General features: G+C 29.5%; 20 protein-coding genes and 3 tRNA genes. 4 read left to right on the forward strand and 19 right to left on the reverse strand.

Annotation, left to right across the window (positions count from 1 at the left end):
- Position 1 precedes the first annotated feature (1 nt).
- The gene (locus tag ACI2WZ_RS04420; protein ID WP_500244778.1) at positions 2–1,753 is read right to left on the reverse strand and encodes a hypothetical protein; all 1,752 of its coding nucleotides are present in this window, start codon (positions 1,751–1,753) and stop codon (positions 2–4) included.
- A 264-nt stretch (positions 1,754–2,017) separates the two neighbouring features.
- Between ACI2WZ_RS04420 and rpsD the strand changes: the two genes are divergently transcribed.
- Positions 2,018–2,635: a 30S ribosomal protein S4 gene (gene rpsD / locus ACI2WZ_RS04425; RefSeq protein WP_500222306.1), complete on the forward strand. Its 618-nt coding sequence runs from the start codon at positions 2,018–2,020 to the stop codon at positions 2,633–2,635.
- Positions 2,636–2,731: 96 nt separating this feature from the next.
- Here rpsD and ACI2WZ_RS04430 read toward each other — a convergent pair whose 3' ends face one another.
- Together ACI2WZ_RS04430 and pgsA are read right to left on the reverse strand one after the other, a co-directional pair.
- Positions 2,732–3,535 (reverse strand): SDR family NAD(P)-dependent oxidoreductase, encoded by an 804-nt coding sequence (locus ACI2WZ_RS04430; protein ID WP_500244779.1) that lies wholly within the window; start codon positions 3,533–3,535, stop codon positions 2,732–2,734.
- A complete protein-coding gene (pgsA, locus tag ACI2WZ_RS04435; RefSeq protein ID WP_500244780.1) occupies positions 3,522–4,190 on the reverse strand; it encodes a CDP-diacylglycerol--glycerol-3-phosphate 3-phosphatidyltransferase in 669 nt (222 codons plus the stop codon). The genes ACI2WZ_RS04430 and pgsA overlap by 14 nt, the downstream gene beginning before the upstream one ends.
- Positions 4,191–4,284: 94 nt before the next feature.
- Here pgsA and ACI2WZ_RS04440 point away from each other — a divergent pair, with 94 nt between their 5' ends.
- Positions 4,285–5,022, forward strand: coding sequence for a DUF3800 domain-containing protein (locus ACI2WZ_RS04440; protein WP_023790068.1), 738 nt, complete (start codon positions 4,285–4,287; stop codon positions 5,020–5,022).
- Between the two features lie 36 nt (positions 5,023–5,058).
- On the opposite strand, the gene ACI2WZ_RS04445 is transcribed toward ACI2WZ_RS04440, so the two are convergent.
- From ACI2WZ_RS04445 to ytpR, 8 genes are all read right to left on the reverse strand, one after another.
- Positions 5,059–5,799, reverse strand: a complete 741-nt coding sequence (locus ACI2WZ_RS04445; RefSeq protein ID WP_500244781.1) for a hypothetical protein — start codon at positions 5,797–5,799, stop codon at positions 5,059–5,061.
- Positions 5,800–5,810: 11 nt separating this feature from the next.
- Positions 5,811–7,055 (reverse strand): tyrosine--tRNA ligase, encoded by a 1,245-nt coding sequence (gene tyrS / locus ACI2WZ_RS04450; protein ID WP_500244782.1) that lies wholly within the window; start codon positions 7,053–7,055, stop codon positions 5,811–5,813.
- Position 7,056: 1 nt separating this feature from the next.
- On the reverse strand, positions 7,057–7,554 hold the full coding sequence (locus ACI2WZ_RS04455; RefSeq protein WP_023790074.1) for a hypothetical protein: 498 nt from the start codon (positions 7,552–7,554) through the stop codon (positions 7,057–7,059).
- 12 nt (positions 7,555–7,566) lie between these two features.
- Positions 7,567–7,917, reverse strand: a complete 351-nt coding sequence (locus ACI2WZ_RS04460; protein ID WP_023790076.1) for a hypothetical protein — start codon at positions 7,915–7,917, stop codon at positions 7,567–7,569.
- Positions 7,918–8,023: 106 nt separating this feature from the next.
- Positions 8,024–8,830, reverse strand: a complete 807-nt coding sequence (locus ACI2WZ_RS04465) for a hypothetical protein (RefSeq protein ID WP_500244783.1) — start codon at positions 8,828–8,830, stop codon at positions 8,024–8,026.
- A 30-nt stretch (positions 8,831–8,860) separates the two neighbouring features.
- Positions 8,861–9,814 carry a hypothetical protein gene (locus tag ACI2WZ_RS04470; protein ID WP_500244784.1) on the reverse strand — a complete coding sequence of 318 codons (954 nt, stop codon included), beginning with the start codon at positions 9,812–9,814 and terminating at the stop codon, positions 8,861–8,863.
- A gap of 22 nt (positions 9,815–9,836) precedes the next feature.
- Entirely contained in the window at positions 9,837–10,880 is a 1,044-nt protein-coding gene (locus ACI2WZ_RS04475) for a nicotinate phosphoribosyltransferase (RefSeq protein WP_500244785.1), read from the reverse strand.
- A complete protein-coding gene (gene ytpR / locus ACI2WZ_RS04480; RefSeq protein ID WP_500244786.1) occupies positions 10,870–11,457 on the reverse strand; it encodes a YtpR family tRNA-binding protein in 588 nt (195 codons plus the stop codon). The genes ACI2WZ_RS04475 and ytpR overlap by 11 nt, the downstream gene beginning before the upstream one ends.
- Before the next feature lie 172 nt (positions 11,458–11,629).
- Here ytpR and ACI2WZ_RS04485 point away from each other — a divergent pair, with 172 nt between their 5' ends.
- Both ACI2WZ_RS04485 and ACI2WZ_RS04490 read left to right on the forward strand, forming a co-directional pair.
- Positions 11,630–12,463, forward strand: coding sequence for a DegV family protein (locus ACI2WZ_RS04485; protein ID WP_500244787.1), 834 nt, complete (start codon positions 11,630–11,632; stop codon positions 12,461–12,463).
- A gap of 35 nt (positions 12,464–12,498) precedes the next feature.
- On the forward strand, positions 12,499–13,356 hold the full coding sequence (locus tag ACI2WZ_RS04490; protein ID WP_023790088.1) for a DegV family protein: 858 nt from the start codon (positions 12,499–12,501) through the stop codon (positions 13,354–13,356).
- Between the two features lie 192 nt (positions 13,357–13,548).
- Here the strand turns inward: ACI2WZ_RS04490 and ACI2WZ_RS04495 are convergent.
- The 8 genes from ACI2WZ_RS04495 to ACI2WZ_RS04530 all read right to left on the reverse strand — a co-directional run bounded on the left by ACI2WZ_RS04495 (position 13,549) and on the right by ACI2WZ_RS04530 (position 19,191).
- A tRNA-Trp gene (locus ACI2WZ_RS04495) sits at positions 13,549–13,624 on the reverse strand.
- Positions 13,625–13,661: 37 nt separating this feature from the next.
- Positions 13,662–13,737: transfer RNA gene (locus tag ACI2WZ_RS04500), tRNA-Trp, on the reverse strand.
- A gap of 52 nt (positions 13,738–13,789) precedes the next feature.
- The gene (locus ACI2WZ_RS04505) at positions 13,790–14,227 is read right to left on the reverse strand and encodes a Fur family transcriptional regulator (RefSeq protein ID WP_023790090.1); all 438 of its coding nucleotides are present in this window, start codon (positions 14,225–14,227) and stop codon (positions 13,790–13,792) included.
- A 1-nt stretch (position 14,228) separates the two neighbouring features.
- Positions 14,229–14,453 carry an acyl carrier protein gene (locus ACI2WZ_RS04510; protein ID WP_023790092.1) on the reverse strand — a complete coding sequence of 75 codons (225 nt, stop codon included), beginning with the start codon at positions 14,451–14,453 and terminating at the stop codon, positions 14,229–14,231.
- Between the two features lie 16 nt (positions 14,454–14,469).
- Positions 14,470–14,907: a hypothetical protein gene (locus tag ACI2WZ_RS04515; protein WP_500244788.1), complete on the reverse strand. Its 438-nt coding sequence runs from the start codon at positions 14,905–14,907 to the stop codon at positions 14,470–14,472.
- Complete coding sequence (locus ACI2WZ_RS04520) at positions 14,882–16,195, reverse strand: hypothetical protein (RefSeq protein ID WP_500244789.1); 1,314 nt, start codon at positions 16,193–16,195, stop codon at positions 14,882–14,884. The genes ACI2WZ_RS04515 and ACI2WZ_RS04520 overlap by 26 nt, the downstream gene beginning before the upstream one ends.
- A 41-nt stretch (positions 16,196–16,236) precedes the next feature.
- Positions 16,237–16,312: transfer RNA gene (locus ACI2WZ_RS04525), tRNA-His, on the reverse strand.
- Between the two features lie 95 nt (positions 16,313–16,407).
- The gene (locus ACI2WZ_RS04530) at positions 16,408–19,191 is read right to left on the reverse strand and encodes a 2-oxo acid dehydrogenase subunit E2 (RefSeq protein ID WP_500244790.1); all 2,784 of its coding nucleotides are present in this window, start codon (positions 19,189–19,191) and stop codon (positions 16,408–16,410) included.
- Positions 19,192–19,221 lie beyond the last annotated feature (30 nt).

The raw sequence follows: 19,221 nt of genomic DNA on the forward strand, positions 1-19,221 counted from the left end.
TTTATCTCCTTGCAACTTTGATTTTTCCTAAAATATTTAAGGAGTAACCAAGTAGTTGTTCTAACTCTCTATTATGGAATAACATTTCGCATTCTTTAATAACTTTATCAATCTTTTTGTCTAACCCAACAAATCTTTCTAAATAAATTATTATTTCTTGAGAAATAAAATCTAAAAATATAGTGTCATTTATTGAAGAAGCAATTTCTCACGCCTTACCAAGTTGTAAATTTATATAATTATTTACTCTCTCTTTTTCCTCAACTGTTTTTATCTTCAAGAGATTTTCTTTTGTTAGATATTCTATTTCTTTGTATAGTTGATTGATTGGCTCTGTAAACTTATTAAGTTCCATTATAGATTTATATTGATTTATTTTAACTTCACATTGACTTAGTATTGATTGCATAAATATGACTTGGTTGTAAACTGAATCGATGTTAGTATTTTGTTTTTCTGCATCTTTAGCTGATTTTTCAAGTTTTTCTATATCTTTTAATGCTTGTTGCATTACATCTAGTAAACTATCTTTAATTTCTAAAAAATCAACAGCGCGCCCATCATTTTTTGCAACATCAAGTTTAGAAAAAATTAAGTCACTTTTTTCTTTTGTTTTGATGAACTGTGCTCTAGTTTCTTCGAAATCTAACTTTTCTTTTGATTGTGTTTTAGATGAAATATTGACATTTTTGAATGCTTTTTCGATTGCTCTTGATGCTTTATTAATAAGTTCAAAATTCTCTCTTATATTTTCCGCATTTTCCTCGAAGAATCGTTTCAAATCATCTTCGTACTCCACAGATATTCTAAATTCTTCAACATAATTAAAAGCTTTGTTAAGATTCTTAATAGCTTTTTTATATAAAAGTCTCTTGATATTTTTGTTTATTTTTATTCTTAGAGCATCAACACTAGCCTCTAGTTTTGCATAATTTTCAGCATTTTTATTAGACTTACGATAATTATTACCAAAAGTTATATGTTTATTTTTTAACTCTAACATCATTTCTGGTATTACAGTAGTTATTGTTGATAAAATATATGGTATTACATCTAATAGTTCAATCAAAAATATTAATGCGGATTCGATTTTATAAAGACAATCTCAACTTTTTTTATAGTCTCCGTCATCTATACAAATATAAAAATTTTGAAATAGTTGCTCAATCTTACTTAAAGTTTCATTCAACATTTCTTTTTCTAGATCTATATCAGAAAATTGTAGGATTATTAGCTCTTCTTTCAATTTAGTAAATAACTCTCTTTGAAATGCCAATGAATCTCTCTGAATATATTCAATTTCAATAGCATCTCTTGTTTCAATGAATAATTCGTGTATTGTTTTATTAATAAATTCCACTTTTTCGCAAATATAACTAAACTTTTTAAAATTTTTCAATAAAGGTCTAGTGTTTTTTTTATCCTTAATCAACTCACCAAAAGCTTTTAAAGTTTTTTGAAGTTCTTTTTCATATATTAACTCGAATTTTGTTCTCCAAATCATGAATTCACTTTCGAAATTCCCTGTTTCTTCAAATATAATAGATATTCGACGCAAGTTTAGTTTTAAAGGTGATTTCTTAATATCATCGACAAGGTCAAGAGTTTTAGCGATAGTTTGCATAATTTTTTTATAAATAAATAAGAATATCATTACAAGATTAACAATTATAAACGCTAAAAAAAACACAGATAAACACACTATGTTAGGTAAGTTGCCTTGCAAATTATTTAAGTCTCAACCCAAAAACATTAAACTACCTCCTTAAAATCAAATTAATTATAGCACATTGAAAAATAGAGATATTATTTTCGATTTATTCTCCCTTATATTAAAAAAATGAGATATAATAATTTTTGGTTAATCTGCAAATAAGCATATTAAAGTTCTTAGTCTATGAAATCACGATTTTATAAATGTAACCCTTGCAGATAAGGGCGAATCATTGACTTCCTTTAATGGAGCTTATCTTTACAAAGGTTTTCCATAATATATAAATAAAGAAAGGGACAAATAATGTCAAGATATACAGGATCAATATTCAAAAAATCAAGAAGATACGGTTTTTCAATTCTTGAAACTGGGAAAGAGTTCTCAAAAGGTAAGAAAAGAGCTACAGCACCAGGTCAACACGGAGGAAGAAGAACTAAGTTGTCTGGTTATGGACAACAAATGCAAGAAAAACAAAAAGTAAAATTCATGTATGGTTTAACTGAAAGACAATTTAGAAATACATATGCTAAAGCTAAAAAAATAAGTGGTATTACCGGAACAAATTTCTTACAAATGTTAGAATCAAGGTTAGATAATATTGTTTATAGAATGGGATTGTCATTAACTAGACAAGGGGCTAGACAACTAGTAACTCACGGTCATATTTTAGTAAATAATAAGAAGTTAGATATTCCTTCATATATTGTTAAACCAGGAGAAATCATTTCAGTAAAAGATAAAATGCAAAAGAATGATAAAATTGTCGAGGCGCTTGCAAGTAATGTTGCAACTGTGGACTTCGTTAAATTTGACAAAACAAAAATGTCAGGTACTTTTGTAAGACTTCCAGAGCGAAATGAACTAAACCAAGAAATAAATGAATCACTAATTGTTGAATGATACAATAGGTTAATTAAATAGTAATAAGTTGCTTAAATTTGTTACTAAGTAAATTATAAAAAACGCCAAATATATTTGGCGTTTTTTAATTTAACTAGTGTTTGTTTAGATGAGTTCCTAAAGTCGTTTTTTTTGATAGTTGTAGATGAATCAAAGTACTAATTTTCTTCATAATTTACGTACAAAAAATACAGATACTTTGTCTTTTACTCCGACTAGTATCGCTGATTTACCTTTCTTACGTAACCCAATCTTCAGGCTTTTTTTCGCAAATTTTACTACGTTAGCACCCTTTTCATAACTACTTCCTTCTTTATCATTGAACTTACTTACTAAAAAACTTGTGTTCAAAATACCGGGTGTTATGACTTTTACTCTGACATTTGACTTACTTCTTTTTAATTCGTAATCTAATGCAACACTCATACTATATACATAGCTTTTGGTAGCATAGTACGTTGCAAAATAAGGACCAGGAGTATGTCACGCAATAATAGATCCAATGTTCAGAATTATTCCCCTATCATTTTTTTTAAGTTTTTTTACAAAAAACCTAGTTAAGTATTGTAAAGAGTAAATATTCAGAGATAGCATTTGCTCATCTTTTTCAAAACTTCCTTCCAAGAAGTTTCCAGATTTACCAACTCCAGCGTTATTGATTAAAACTGTAATGTTTTTATTTTTGACATTTTCACATAATATCTCGTTGTTTTCTCATTTAGATAAGTCTAAATTGTAGGTTACTATTTCTTGATTAGGAAAAGATGTCTTCAAATCATTAAGACTATCTGTATTTCGTGATACGCAAACTAAGTTATAACCAATCCTCAAAAGTTCTTTACAATATTCTAAACCAAGACCCCTGCTTGCACCTGTTACTAATGCATATTCGTTACTAAAGTCTTTTTTATTTTTCTGCATTGTCTTTTCCTGTTCTATCGAATAGGGTTTTTCTATTTAGATAAATATAATTAATAGCTGATACTATCGATAAAATTGTTGCGATATACATTGGTATCATAAGAAGTTGATTTATTCATCCAAACTCATCAAACTTTCCAGTACCCATGCGAACTCCATCAAACATTTTATAACCTACAAAAAAGAGTGAAGATAAAGAAATCATTTCTACTGCGGCTTTATATTTTCCTAATTTATTAGCAGCCATAACATAGTTAGAACTAGCTAATATTTGTCTAACAACATCAATTATAAAATCTCTAGCAATAAGGATGATTACCATTCAAATAGGTAAGATAGATGCACAAGCAAAAACTATAAGCACAGAGTTTGTAAGTAACTTATCGGCAATTGTGTCAAAAAATTTCCCAAAGTTTGTTACTTGTTTATATTTTCTTGCTATATATCCATCAAGTGCATCAGTAAGACTAGCGATTATGAATAACACTCCTGCTATCAAATATGCATAAGGTAACTTATAATTTCCTAATTGTATATAATTACTAAAAACATTGTAGAATGGTGTTGTGTTTTCAAATGAAGTAAGTAACATCAATGTTATTATTATCGGTATCAAACAAATCCTGATCATTGTAATTCTATTTGCTCAATTCATTTTTAATTCCTCGTTTCATTGTTTACTTTAATATTATAATATATAAAAGTAACCATAGTTTTTTTATTATGGGTTTTGAAAGTTGTGACCAGAAATGACAAATATATTATCAGAGAAAATCTATTTAGCACTAGATGAGAGTGGTAAGCTTAATAAAAACGATGTCGGAAACTATTTTGTTGTAGGTGGGTTCATTTATACAGATAAAGAGTTTGTGAAATCAAAGATTAAGAAAGCAGAAAGTGAGATACGGCAAAAATATAATATACCTAAGGAGTTCGAAATTAAAGGCAATAAACTTGAAGAAATGGCAACCATAGAATTAATCAATAAAGTGTTTAATGAAGTGGGTGACGCAATAAAGCCAATATTCTCAGTTGTGTCGAGAAATGAATTAAATGAGCATTTTACAGTTAGTGAAATGTTGGCATACGATTTTTTCGTAAACAACATTATTCACTTTTTCTCAAAGTATTATAATTTTGAAAGTTACTGTCGAGACATTTTTATTTTAATGGATGAACGTAACTTAAAAAAAACAGACCTAAATCAGTTAGAAAACTTACTGAAAACTAATTTCATTGAAAAACCATTCAATATCACCACATATTATTTATCGAGTAAACTAACAGATGTTGTACGTTTTGCTGATATCTTAGATCATGTAGTTTATACGTATTATAATAACCCTGATTCACCAAAGAATGAGTTGTATCAAAAAAACATAAATAAAGATATACTAAATAAGCTGAGCTTAGGAACCATTTATTACCCATTCAAAAAGTCTTATTTTAAATCTCTAAATCAAATGAAAGCAAAATCTAAAAAATAAAAAAGTTGCTTTATAATAGCAACTTTTTTCTATACTTTAATCTTTATCGGGAGTGTATAATGAACATCTTAATAAATTACTATATATGTCGACATTAACCAACATTCCAACAACGTAAGAATTTAGTTTTGAAAGTCTCACAACATCATGAATCCACCCGTATTCTTCACATAAACTATCAATAATAACGAAATAGTCTAAGTTTAATATCTCATTGTGTTTATTTAAAATTTTTTTAGAGTAATTCTCAATTAATTTTAAATCTTCTGTTTTTGTGATTTTACAGGTGGAGCGTATTATGCTATCTAAGTGCGCACTACGTTTTAATCTATTTGGTAAATTCTCATATTTTGTCAACAAACTTAGAGCAACTGAGTGAATTTTTCTGACAATAAATTTTTCATTAATATCATTTGGCTTGCGCAAATCTAAGGGAGTTTTTAAATATTCAATTTCTTTTAAAACTTTACTAACAGTTTCAAATGAGTTGGAAGCTGATGTTAATAGTATTTCGTTTTTTGCAAAGATTTTTACATCAAACCCATCATTTGTAAGTTGTTGTTGATTTAATTGTCTCAACTCATATATTTTTGAAATAATTTCTTGCAAACAATCTTCCAGTTGTTTGCTATCGATAGATTCATTTGATAAATCCTCTATCTTTTTAGTATCTATATCTATCTTTTGGGAGTATATTTTGTGTTTATGAAAACACTCATTATTATAATAATTCGCAATATCTTCAACAGTTTGCTTAATAATTTTTTGAATATTCATCAAATACCTCATTAATGTAACTTGATGCTGAAATAACGTCGTTTACCTTTTTTAACAAAGATAAAGTTATCAATTAAAACATGTGAATCATCAATTACATCGCTTTCTTTAAAATTATTAATTGTTCCTATAGTTATGGCATTATTAGAAATAAGCTCTCTAGCTTCACGTTTTGATGTTGCTATTTGACTTTCAACTAAAAAATCAATGATGTTAAGACCTTTATTTATTTCTTTGAATGGCAGCGATCTAGAAAGCTGTCGCAATTCACTATCACCCAATTTATTTATATCACCTTTAAATAATGTTTCAGTTATTTTTAAAGCTTTTTCTAAACCTTTTTCACCGTGCACTAGTAAAGTAACTTCTTCTGCTAGTTTTTTTTGTGCTAATCTTTTATGAGGTTCTTTATTATGGTCGTTCATGATAGTATTTATTGTTTCTGTTGATAAAATTGTTAAATAGTTTAATAATGTTGCACAATCATCATCATCCTGATTTATAAAAAATTGATAAAACTCATATTCACTAGTTTTATTCGGGTCTAATCAAATAGCTCCAGATTCGGTTTTACCGAACTTGACACCATCTTTTTTTGTTAAAAGGTTCATAGTAATTCCACAAGCTTTTGAGTTCTCTTTACCGATTTTTGATGCTATATAGTCAATACCGCTAGTAATGTTACCTCATTGGTCAGAACCACCGATTTGAACTCAACATGTTTCATTTTGATACAAATTGTAAAAATCATATCCTTGTAACATCGTATATGAGAATTCGGTAATACTTAAACCTTTTTCGATTCTTGAAGAGATATTTTCTTTAGCCAAAAGATAAGCTAGGTTAAAATCTTTTCCAATATCTCTTAAAAAATCTATTAGCGATAACTTCGATAATCAATCATAATTATCAATCACTTTTATCTCAGGTATGAATGTTTCCAACTGCTTTTTTATCATTAAGCTATTTTTCTTAACTTCTTCTAGTTCCAAAAGATTTCGTTCGCTATTTTTGAAGCTTGGGTCCCCAATCATTCCGGTTCCCCCACCAATAATAGCTAACGGAGTGAAACCAAAATCTTTGAATCTTTTTAAGTTCAATATTTGAATCAGGTGACCAATGTGTAATGAATCGGCCGTTGGGTCAAAACCACAATAAACACCAGCGCCTGACAGTTGGGCTGTTTTAATCTTTTCTGGATTCGTTGATTGTTTTAACATTTTTCTAGTTTCTAACTCATCTAATATGAATTTCATATTATTTGTCCTCACTTACTATTTTGTTTTTCTGTGAATCATCAAGTTCAAAAACGTCTTCACTCATACTTGAGGATACATCTTTCACTTGTGAGTATACATCACTTGCTTTATCAAGGACATTGACACTTATAACTGCCAAATCCTTTGCAATTAGCTTAACATTTTGTGACTTCGAAACTTCTTGACCAATTTTTAAAGATACTAAACCAATTTTTCTTAAAGCTTTATAAGCAAGTTCTTTTGTTTCGGCAGCGTCTAATTCGTCACTTGCTTGTTTAACTTGATCTAATTTCAACTCTATGTTAGCGATAACTTCGTCACTCTCATTACCTTGTGATTGTTCTCAAGCTTCTTCAATTGTTGCTATGAACTTTTTAATTTGAGGTCGATATTTTTTTAAGTAGTTTACAAAATCAGCTCTAATTTCAACACCCCTTTTGGGCGCTAACATCATTCCTAAAAAAAATCAGCCTGTAAGCTTTATTAATTTAAACATAGTAACCCCCAATTAATCCTTAGAGTTGGCAAAATCTCTAAGCTTATCTACCATTTTATAAACGATATCTTTGTTTTTAGTTGCCACTTTAACTCAAGACTTTACATTTCTTTTAGCGAACGCATCGAATATATCAACATAATTAGTTACACGAGCAATTGTATCTACTGTTGCATTCAACATTTCTGATTTGTAAGTAAGATCTTCGAAGAAATAGTCAACTTTTTTTGCTGCTACCCCGACCCTTCTCATAGTAACGATTGTATACAAAGTTAAAAAGATAGCAAAAACTAGTAGAACTATAATTAAAATAGTTTTTGTTCCGTCTAGTGTATCGCTTGCTAATAATAGTGTTAATGTCATATCCTAAATCTCCCTAATAAATCAATCTCATTATACAATATAATATAGTGTGTAACGTTTAGAAATGAAAAACAACAATAAACTTTTTAAATAAGTTATATCGTTGTTAATCTTCTATATCGCTCTTAAATTTTTTTACTTCTTCTTCTCAGTTAGCCTGTCTTTTTCTTTCTTCTAAACTGGCGTTTTTATCAGGCATAACCTTATCAGAGTCATCAACATGATTACCTCAATTAAATTCGCTTTTTCCAAGCTTCACATTTTCTCTCCAGTTTATTATTTTCTGAGCACGTTCTGTTTCAGCATTATATGCATCATTGTATATTTGTTTTCTTCTTTCTTGTAATGACATTTCTGGGGTATACTTTGAAGCAACGGTTTTAATATTATCGTGGATTTCTTTTAATTTAGAGACATAATTTTCTTTTAATTCTAATGTTTTTTCTATATCGGAGTTACTAAATGAACCTTTTTCCAGCATATTGTTTAATTTTTTAGAAGTCTTAGTCACAAGTTTAGTTAATTTATAACCTTCTTTAATTAGTTTTTTCTCTTCTTTTTGAACAAACTTATCTTTTTGTCTTATTTCGTATCTTATGTCAGATATAGTTTTTTCAATCTCTTTGATTTCTTCATCCGAGAAAGGCATATTTTTTTCTTTTCTAGGTTTAAATACTTGTTCGTTCAGCTCGGGCGCTTGGTCTGTCGATATTCTTTTAGGAATAATAATGTCTCCTTGAACCTTAGACTTTACAAGTTCATCAGATTTCTTTAGTTCTTCCACTCTTTTTTTAGAATCCAAAAGAGCTTTTGCTTCTAATTCTTTTGCAAACTCATCTACAAAATCCTCGGTTACAGTATCTTCGTTTGTAACACCGAAAATATATTCCAACAACTTATCCTTTTTTTTCATTTTTGTCACCCTTACTTTTACCTTGATGGTTTATTTTTTAATAATTATTTTTTTAGCACCTGCTTGAGAAGTTTTTTTTGTTTTTTCAGCTCCCCTGACCAAAATATTTTTACTAATGTCAATTTTCTTTGTGCCTTTTTCTTTTTTTAAATCTGCAACCAAAGATTCAATATCTTTTAATTTATCTGATAAATAAGATTCCCTCTCTTTATTGGTTTTGAATGTCTTATTTTCTATCTCTGCTATTAAATTTTCGACATTGTTTTCTGCAATATGTATATTTATTTCTTTAAAGTTTTCAAGTTCTTTCTTGATTTTTTCTTCTAGATTCAAAATTGTTTTTGATTTAGGTTTTGCACTTTTAAGGAGTTCTTCTCTTTTACTTTCTGATTTTTTAAATAATTCATTCGTTTTTCAAATAGTTTTATTTTCTTTGATACCAGCTTTTCTTTTTTCTTCAGCTTCTTTAAACAATCGCATTTTTCTTTGAATCTCATTTTCTTGTATGTGCTTTGTGAAGTTTTTTTCATGAAACTCTTGCGCTCTTTTGGCGTATGTTTTTGTGCTATCTGATTTTGATAAGTCCGTATAAAGGTTGGCATCAACACCACCAGTTCTCTTTAACTCTTCAATCTTTTGTAATTTTGCTATTACAGGGTCTTTTTCAATTACCTCTTTTTGTAAGTCATTTGTTTTTTTTCTAGCACCACTTATTATGCTCCCTAGTGGGCTATTATTTAAGGGTTTATTAATTGAAATTCTTTTCTTAATTTCATCAAGTTTAGTAGAGGCATCCTTGTTGTCATTTACCTCGCTTACACTAAAGTCATTTTCCTTTTCTTTTGGTTTCACACTATCAGAGAACTCCGGTTCGATGTTCAATAATGGGTCGTCATTAAATGACCAATGATTGGGTACGCGTGACTCTTCTTGGTTTGCATACTCACTTTTGTTTGGTTTTTTTCTTTTACTAAATAACCCCATAATTGACCCCCTTTTGCTCTTACTAATAATATTTTATACTTTTTATTCTGCTTGATTCCATATTTTGCCTTCCGAATTTAGCCTGATTCTTATTATTTATTTTAACAATATCTCCTGTAAAATAAATTTTATTTTTCGTGATAGCTTCACCAACTCCGTAAATATCAACTGGTGTTTTTAAATCTTCAAAGTATTTAATTTTCTTCTCATCAAAACCTGATGAAACTATTATCTTTACATGACCAAATCCTTCAAGATCTAACTTCTGTCTCAATAATTTGACCAAAGTGGGGTTAACACCATGTAATTCATTATCTTTTTCTACTAGATCTTTTAAAGACTCATCAACAAGTGATTGCGAAGTATCAAGACGTACAGCGTACAAACTATTGCCAAACTCTTTAGCGACAGCTAAACTATCATTTATACAATCATTATTATAATCAACTAGGGCTACTAAATTATTATTTGGAAACATCTCCTTATAAGCCTTGGTAGCTTCAATTATATCACCGTCAAAAGCAGCGATAAGGGCATGCGGCATAGTACCACTTAAGTTATATTCTATTTGCAAGTATTCAAAGCTTGCTGGAGAGACCAAGGATTTGATGCCACCAACGAAGGACGAATAACCATCAACTTGTTGATTAGAATAGTAATCCATACGATCGTTCATATTAAGTATTTTTTTACCGTTCGATACTTTAGTAAGATTGCGTGCATTTGTTGCTATTGTAGTACATCTTGACAAAATGCCGTCAAATAATCCTTCGTAAATAGCAAACTTCTCGTAATTCCCCGTAATTTTTAGAACGGGTTCATTAGCATTTACTATATCGCCATCTGAAAGTCCTTCAACAACTAAATCTTTATGACCACTTAATCTTAATATTTCTTTTATAATTTCGATTCCGCATAAGACTACATCATTTCGTCTTTGAAATCACTGCATTGAAACAGTTTGGTCGGGTTTATACTTCTTTAAAATCAACTTAGTTTTTTTGAAATAGTCAGCGATATAATAATCTTCAAAAATTCTTAGGTCTATATTAAATTTATTTTTCACCAAAAACACCTTCAAACTTTTGACCAATATAACTGTCTGGAAGATTTAATTCTATGATTCCGCTTGCGTTTGGGTCGCTATCAATATTCAATTCTTTTGCAGAGCAAAGCATACCAAATGAGTCATAACCTTTTAATTTACCATGACCTATCCTTATACCATTTGGCATCCATGACCCTTCGGTCGCTAAAACTGTGACTAAGTCTTTTCTTACATTTTTAGCACCACAAACTATTTGGATTGACTGTCCATCAAGTATTACTTCACATAGAGACAAGTGAGTCCCTTCAATTTTTTCACATTTTGTGACTTTGGTAATAACAAATTGCTTATGAAAATTAACTTCCTTGAAATATCCAGAAACTTCTTTCTTTACATAACTTTCATAGTTTTCATTTTGTAAAAAATTATTTTTTGTTTTATCAATATTTGGATTAAAAATATTAAATCCAACAATTTCATTATTTGAGTATAAAATTACTAAATTATTTTTAACTTTTAAAAAATCGATTTTTTTGTTTTCTATAGTTACCAATAAAACGTCGAAAGCATCGCAATATCTAATAAATCATTTCATTTTTACTCTCCTATAACCCTTGGATTATCTTCAAAACAATTATATAATAAATAATGTCTTTTACATAACTAAGCGCGTAAATGCTTCCAAAAAGTGTCTAAGCAAATATCTTGCACCCTTAATGGGTCATTGCTTTAAATAAGCAATTTTAAAAATAAAAGGGAGAAATTATATGAAAATAGCATTAATAATTGATTCTGCTTCAGGAATCAAAAATACTCAAGATTACAAAGATCTTTATCTTGTTCCACTAATGATAACAAAAGAAAACGGGGAACAAGTTGCAGATGATGAAAATTTATCTTTTGATGACTTTTATCAACTATTTGATTCTGAGTTATTAAAAACTTCACAATCAATTCCTGGAGAGATGATGAAAAAATGAGATGAACTTTTAGAGTCTTACGACCAAGTGATTTGTTTATTGATATCAAAAGGATTATCAGGTCAATTTAATACTTGTTACATGATGGCTCAAGATGAGCCTTACAAAGGTAAAGTGTTCGTTGTGGATACTAATGGTGTAGCAATATTACTAAAAAAACAAGTCTCAGAAACGCTTGAGTATATAAAACAAGGAAAAACAGGAGAAGAAATAACTAGACTTATTGAAGAATCAAACCAAGATTTTACTTGTTTTATAATACCAAAATCTTTAAAACAACTTGTAAGAGGTGGAAGAATTAGCAAGAGTGCAGCTAGTTTAGCTAAAATTTTGAAAATAACACCGATTCTAAAATATGACGGAACAATTGACAAAGAAGGAAAGACTAGAACTTTTAAGAAAGCCATTGAACAGTCTTTAGAATTGTTGGAAAAGAAATGCAAAGATGGAGATAAAATCTTGGATATTGCATATTCAAGATCAGAAGATGAAACAATAACTCTTGTAAAAAAATCTATAGAAGAAAAAGGTTTTGAAATTAATGTGACACAAGAGATGCCAAACACAATAACTTGCCATACAGGTAGAGAAACATTTGCCTTAGCTGTATGAAAGAAATAGTTTATAATAATAAGAGATAGAAAAAGAGGGATCGTATGAAAATAGGAATATTGGTGGACTCTTCGTCAGGTATCTTAACGCAAGATCTTGTTGGTACAAACATTGATTTAATAAATCTACACATTATCAAACAAGATGAAGAAGATTTTATAGATACACCAGAAAATGTTGAGAAACACAAAGTGTTTGATGCAATAAAAAATAACGAAAAAATATCTACAAGCCAAGCTTCTCCAGGAGAATTGATGGTGAAATATGATGAAATGTTAGGAAAGTATGACCATATAATACATATAACAATAACACCTAACCTTTCAAGTATGCACGCAACAGCATATGGGGTGGCTAATGCTCCCGAATACAAGGGTAAAGTGTCTGTTTGAGATCATGGATTAGCAGCAAACGTAATCAAATCATTAGTTTTTAAGTTCAATGATATGATAAATAACAATGTCACAGATATAACTTTGTTTGAAAAAGAATTAAGATTATGAGAGAAAAAAACTTTAGTAGTAATTGTACCTGGTGATCTTTCGAAACTAGCAAAAAGTGGTCGTGGTAAGGCTGTGCTACTTGCCTTGATGAAGATGTTTAAAACAAAAGTTGCTATTCACTGATGTGGTAAACCGAAAAAAATAGCTATGGGTAGAACAGTAGCATCAGTATTAGAAAAGGTTGCTCAATATTTTAAAAAAACTTTGGGCAATCATTTAAAAATAACCTTTTTACACACACAAGAAACCTCAAATAAAATAATAACTCAGATAAAAAATGTCATGAGTGAAAATAAAATCGAATTTGACACAGACATAGTGCCCCCAATTTATGCTTGCCATGCTGGTGTAGATACTATTGGTTTCGTCGCTTATGACGAAAAATTATTTAAAAAATAAGGCTATTATTCAAATAATATACAAAAAAACACTCAGTACGGTAGTTAACCACGAGTGTTTTTTATATGCTTTTGCTTTTTAATATTTTTTTAAAGTTAAACAAATTAAATTTTAAACTAAATTTATATCCGATCAATAACTTAAATAAGTCTTTTTTAGTAAGTTACTTTACTAATTACTGATTTTCTATATTGGCAGGGGTAGCAGGACTTGAACCCACGACACTCGGATTTGGAGTCCGATGTTCTACCAACTGAACTATACCCCTAATAAAAAAACCTTCAGTTGAAGGTTGTATTCTATATTGGCAGGGGTAGCAGGACTTGAACCCACGACACTCGGATTTGAAGTCCGATGTTCTACCAACTGAACTATACCCCTATTTTTCAACCTTTTTATTATACATTAAATTAAAAAGATTGAAGACGATTTTTTAATTCTTACTACAATTTTTACAAGTGCCGTGCATTTCTAGTTTGAAATGATCGAGTTTCATATCAATAGATGAAGCTATTAAACTAAACTGTGAAAACAAATCATTAGTTAATGAAGAACTTTCAATATGTTCGAAACTACCGCACTCATGGCACTTTACATGTATAAGTTGTGGAGCAACTGCTTCATAAATAATTTGTTTCCCGTTGATAGTATTTGCAAAAAGTAAATGCATTTCAAGAAGTAAATCAACGTTATTATAAATAGACATCACATTAACTGATCCCATTTTATTTTCAACATCACTTACAAGTTCGTTAATTGTAAAATGCTTACTTGTTGCAACACATTCAAGAACTGCCAAACGAAGAGCAGTTAATTTAATTTTTTTTTCTTTGAAAATATTAACATATTCTTCATAAAGCTTTGTGTTCATTTTATTTTACCAATGCCTCTACTGTATTCAATAAATCCCCTACGGTTTTCATATTTAATAATTGATCGTCTGATAATGTTATATTTAATTTATCTTCTAAAATTATAACCATATCCATAAGGTCTAAGGAATCCAAACCCATTGACTTAAATTCACTTTCTTTAGTTATAGACCCTTTAGCACCTTTTTCAACAAGTGCTTTTTTTATTTCTTCAAAATAATTCATTTTATCACCTTTATAATTATATATTTATAATAGTATAATTTCAATCATATATTTTAGTTGCACCCTGATAAGTAGCTTTGATGCTTCGGGTTTTATTTGGTGAATCAATACTGAAAACTAGAGATATATTTTCGTTAGTAGGTCCAAGTTTTTGAAACTCTAACATAAAATAATACTTAAACAAGGTCAATACAAAATAAGTTTGTTCAAAATCAAAATCCAACATATACATTTTTTGATTCTCTTTGAAATCTATATTATGGTTGGTATTCACAAAATCTAGCTTTTCTGCTTCCGTATCTTTTCCGTCTATGGGTACTTCGGTATTATCATTTACAATATCAACGCTACTTGTTTTAATGAATTTTCAAATTATAAGCGAGGACGTAATAATTACAGCAACTACAATAAAAGTTGGTAAAAATATTTTAAAAAATTTGCTTTTCGTTTTCATTTATAAATTTCACCCCTTTATCTATATCCAATAAATCCACTTGTAATATCTGGTCTAGGGTATAATTCAACATGTAACTGAATTTCAAATCGGCATCTAACTCTTTAACTATTTTAAAAGTATCAATAAAATAAGAATCATTTTTCAAATTATTGCTCACAGCTATTTCTAAATCATTGAAGTTTATAAACCAAATATAAAATAACGGTCCTTTATATAGAGGATTTAATATAATGCCTTCGTGACCGCTTTCATCAAGTATAACTTTGTTTGTTTTGATATCTAATTTAGTCTTATCAATAGTTTCTATTGAAAAAGAATCCCCCTCGAAATTAACTTTGTCTTCTTTTCTCTTTATAGAATAATAGTTATCTAGGTTGTCATTGCCTTTTAGATAAGATGTACTTTTAACTTTTGAGAAAGTTGCAAAACTATTAACATAACCATCCATTAGTCTATTAACTAAAACACCAAGTGAACTATTTTCAGTATCATCCTCTTTTATATAACTATTTTTAAAATCCAACTTCGTGTTGATTATATTTATATTATTTTTAGAATTAGTTATGTTCATTTCCCTTCGCAATAAATTGATATAGTGTGATCTTTTTTCATTTTCATAGTCCATATTTATATATGCAGATATGAAGTTGTGTTCTATAAGCATTGATGATTCTTTAAAACTTTTATGTTCAATGACAGGATGCCTATCTATAAAAATATTTCCTTTAACATCACCAACTAATGGCACATCTGTTGTAACAAAATAATGCAGACTAAAGGCTATTTGATTTAACAATGTTCACCCTAACTTTTCATAATCTATCAAGACCTCGGTAAATTCGTAAACACTGTAATTAGGTTTTTCGTCACCCCTTGAAATACTTCCGAATCTTATAATTATATTATCTTTAGGATCTGTTCAAAGTGGGACTAAACCCTTTTCACTTCTAACGTATAATTTTATTTCGGCATCATCTATAGATACCCTTCAATACTCATTTTTACTATTCTTTTCAAAAAAATCTTTGTTGTTTTCATACACCAAGTTTAATCTAACAAAAAGTTTAAAATACCTTTTATCACCTTTATAAAATGACTCATTTATAAAGCAAACATCTAAGCTAACTTTACTTTCGGCAGCAGTTACAACAGAAATACTATTTTTTAGAACCGTCTTTTCTTCAATAGTAATTTCATCCTTTATTTCATAATTGATGTTATCACCCCCATTAATATACTCGTATAAAAACAAGAAAATATTCAGCTTATAAATTATAAAGAGCAAAATAAAAAAAGCTCCTTAAAGCTTTTCGTTTTTCTATTTAATGGGGCGTATAAAGGGAATTGAACCCTCGAATGCCGGGACCACAACCCGGTGCGTTAACCACTTCGCCATATACGCCGTTTGTGTTTTTCAACTTTATAATTATACTTAAAATTTTGATTTTTTAAAATATTTTGAGAATTTTTAGTGCCTAAAAAAATAAAAAACAGTCTCTATGAAACTGTTAGTATTTCTGGCTTTTCTAATATTTCTTTTAACTTGGATAAAAATCTCCCTGCTTCTGCTGCATCAATTATTCTTTGATCAACAGTTAGGGTAGTATTCATGATTGCTTTTATAGCCAACTTTTCATTGTCTATTACAACTGGCTTTTTAACAACCTTACCGACACCAATGACAGCGGCATTTGGATAAAATATAGTTGGAGTTGCTTGAATTGCACCAATATTACCATAGTTAGCAACTGTGATTGTGCTTCCTTCGGTCTCATAATTGTAAAGTTCACCAGATCTTAGTCTTTGTGTCATTTCTTTGATGTCAATAGCAACTTCCTTTACTGATAGTTTTTCTACAAACTTAAGAACAGGTATTATTAAGCCTTCACTTGTTTCAGTTGCCAATCCTATATTATGATATTTTTTTATCAGTATTTCATTACTTTCAGGGTCATAACTTGAGTTAAGTTTTGGATGTTCCTCTAATGCTATAGATATTGCTTTAGCAATAAAAGCTATTGTAGGAAACTTAATGTGATTTTGTGTTTGTTTTAACATATGTTTAAGTTTTAATATAGAAGACATATCTATTTCCGTTGAGATAGTTAAAGGTGGAATATAACTTTGACTAAGTATCATCGACTTAACAGCCGCGTTTCTATTCTCATTAACTTTCTTTCTGTGAACAACCTTGTTGATATCGGTACCTTCGTAGTGAAGATGACCTAAATTATTTTCTGGTTTAGAACTCTCAAAGTTCACAGTTTTCATATCACCGTAATTTTTTCTTTGTTTATCAATATAATCCAAATCTTTCTCATCTGAGTTTTTTATTTGTTTTGTGAACTCTTTAATCTCTGACTTTATTAGCTCTTTGATTTGATTAATACTTGTTTTTGGACCACCAGTATTCATATTCTGCATAAGATTCTGCATAATCATATATTGCATAAGTTGAGAGAAGGTGTCACTCCCGCCCCCTAAATGGATGCCATTATTTAGTTTTTGTGTTGCTGCTGCTAGTTGATTTTGTTGGATTAAAGTATTTTGTAATTCGTTTACTTGTTTTTTCAAGAAGTTTATTGTATTTTCTGCTTCTGACTCACCAGACAAATTTTTGAAATCTCCACCTTGTTTCAATAACTCTTTTAAAAGTTGTTGATACTCGTTTTTTGTAGTTTTAGTTTTTTCTAATTGCTCTCTTCTTCTTTTTTTAGCTTTAAACTCACGATAAAGTTCTTCAAAGTCATCGCTTTCCGAATCAAAATCTTCTTCTAGATTATATGTTTTTGTATCGTTTAAAGGTTTTTCGCTACGCATATCAAGTTCATTAGTTTCATGCTTATATTTTTTTTGTTTATTTGATACCAACTCTTGCTCCTTTTTAAGGTCTCTATCTTCTGACTCGATTTCTCCTTCTTTATACGCTGTGTATAAATTTGAAGCGCGTAACCATGCCTCAAACTCTTTTTTTCCTTTTGGAGTTTTATTATATGGTATATAACTTGTCTCTCCGGTTCTACCATTTTGGTATGGTACATTTGCAAAAAACTCATTGGGGATTTTGCCGCCTCGCAAAGCTTCATAAAAAGGATTGTCGTTTTGAAATATTCCTTGCTCAACCGCTCTTCTTCTATCATCAATTATATTTCTTTCATCACGTTCTTTTATTAAATTCCAACGCTTGTTTATATCATATAAACTAGTCATTCTAGACTCAGCGTAACTTTTGTTTTTCTTAGCTTCAATTTCATTTACTAATTGAGAAGGATTTTTTTTAGGCATAACAAAACCATGATGTGTTGAAACATCATTTATATCTATTGGTTCATTATCAAATTCATCATTAGACTGAGTCGATGTTTGAGACACTGCACTTTCCTCCTCTTGAGAGATTGTTTTGTTAATGTTGCTAAGCTTTTGTTGTTGTTCATTAAAGGCTTTAACATCACCGCCTACTTCATTTAGTTTTTCCACTCTTGAGGCTATAATGTTTCTTAATATTAGCGGTCTTCCTTTTTCATCTACATTAGTCATAGCATTTACTGATTCATCAATCTCTTTTGTTTCTTTGAAGTTGTTTTCTTCTAAAAGTTTTTCTTTTCTAGCTTGAATCATCTGTCTGAACTTACTAGGTCCAGCGCCATCTGAGGCAAAGATATTTTCTCCATCTTTAGAAATGAGATCACTATTTTGCATTTTTAATAAATCTTCTTTGCTAAGGTCACCTAGGGTTTTGTTTTGTGGTGCATTTTTTACCGACTTCTTTATATTCTCTCTAATTGCTGCAAATTTATCTTTTAGATGATTTTCTTTATTTTCAAGTTTCTCAAATTTATCTTTAGAATCCATCAAATCATCTTCTGAACTAGAAAATGGTGTGATAGCTTGATTATATTTGTCATACAAAACAGCCCCTGAGAACTCATCAGCGGGTGTACTTGCAGATTGGAATTTTGAATCGTCAATATTTTCTGGAAGATAAATTCCATCGACAACAGATTCTTCATAACCTTCTTTTGTAAAATGTCTATTTTTAAATTTTGAAATTTCTTTTTCACCAATGGCAATATTTGCAAGAATGCTCCCGTTTTTAACACTGCTTCCCAGTTTGATTGTTTTAACAATCATTCCATTATAATTGGACTTGATCTTTACTTCTCCACCTTCATCTAATTTGATTAAGGCAAAATCGTCCCCAAATGCTATGTGTTCTCCTGTAAAAAGTCATTCTACTACTCTTCCTTTTGATGGTAAATTTCTAGCCCTTAAATGTACCATATGAACCTCATTCCTTTTAATTATACCATT

It is taken from the genome of Spiroplasma endosymbiont of Megachile willughbiella (assembly GCF_964273395.1).
GTDB classification, from domain to species: Bacteria; Bacillota_I; Bacilli_A; order Mycoplasmatales; family Mycoplasmataceae; genus Spiroplasma_A; species Spiroplasma_A apis.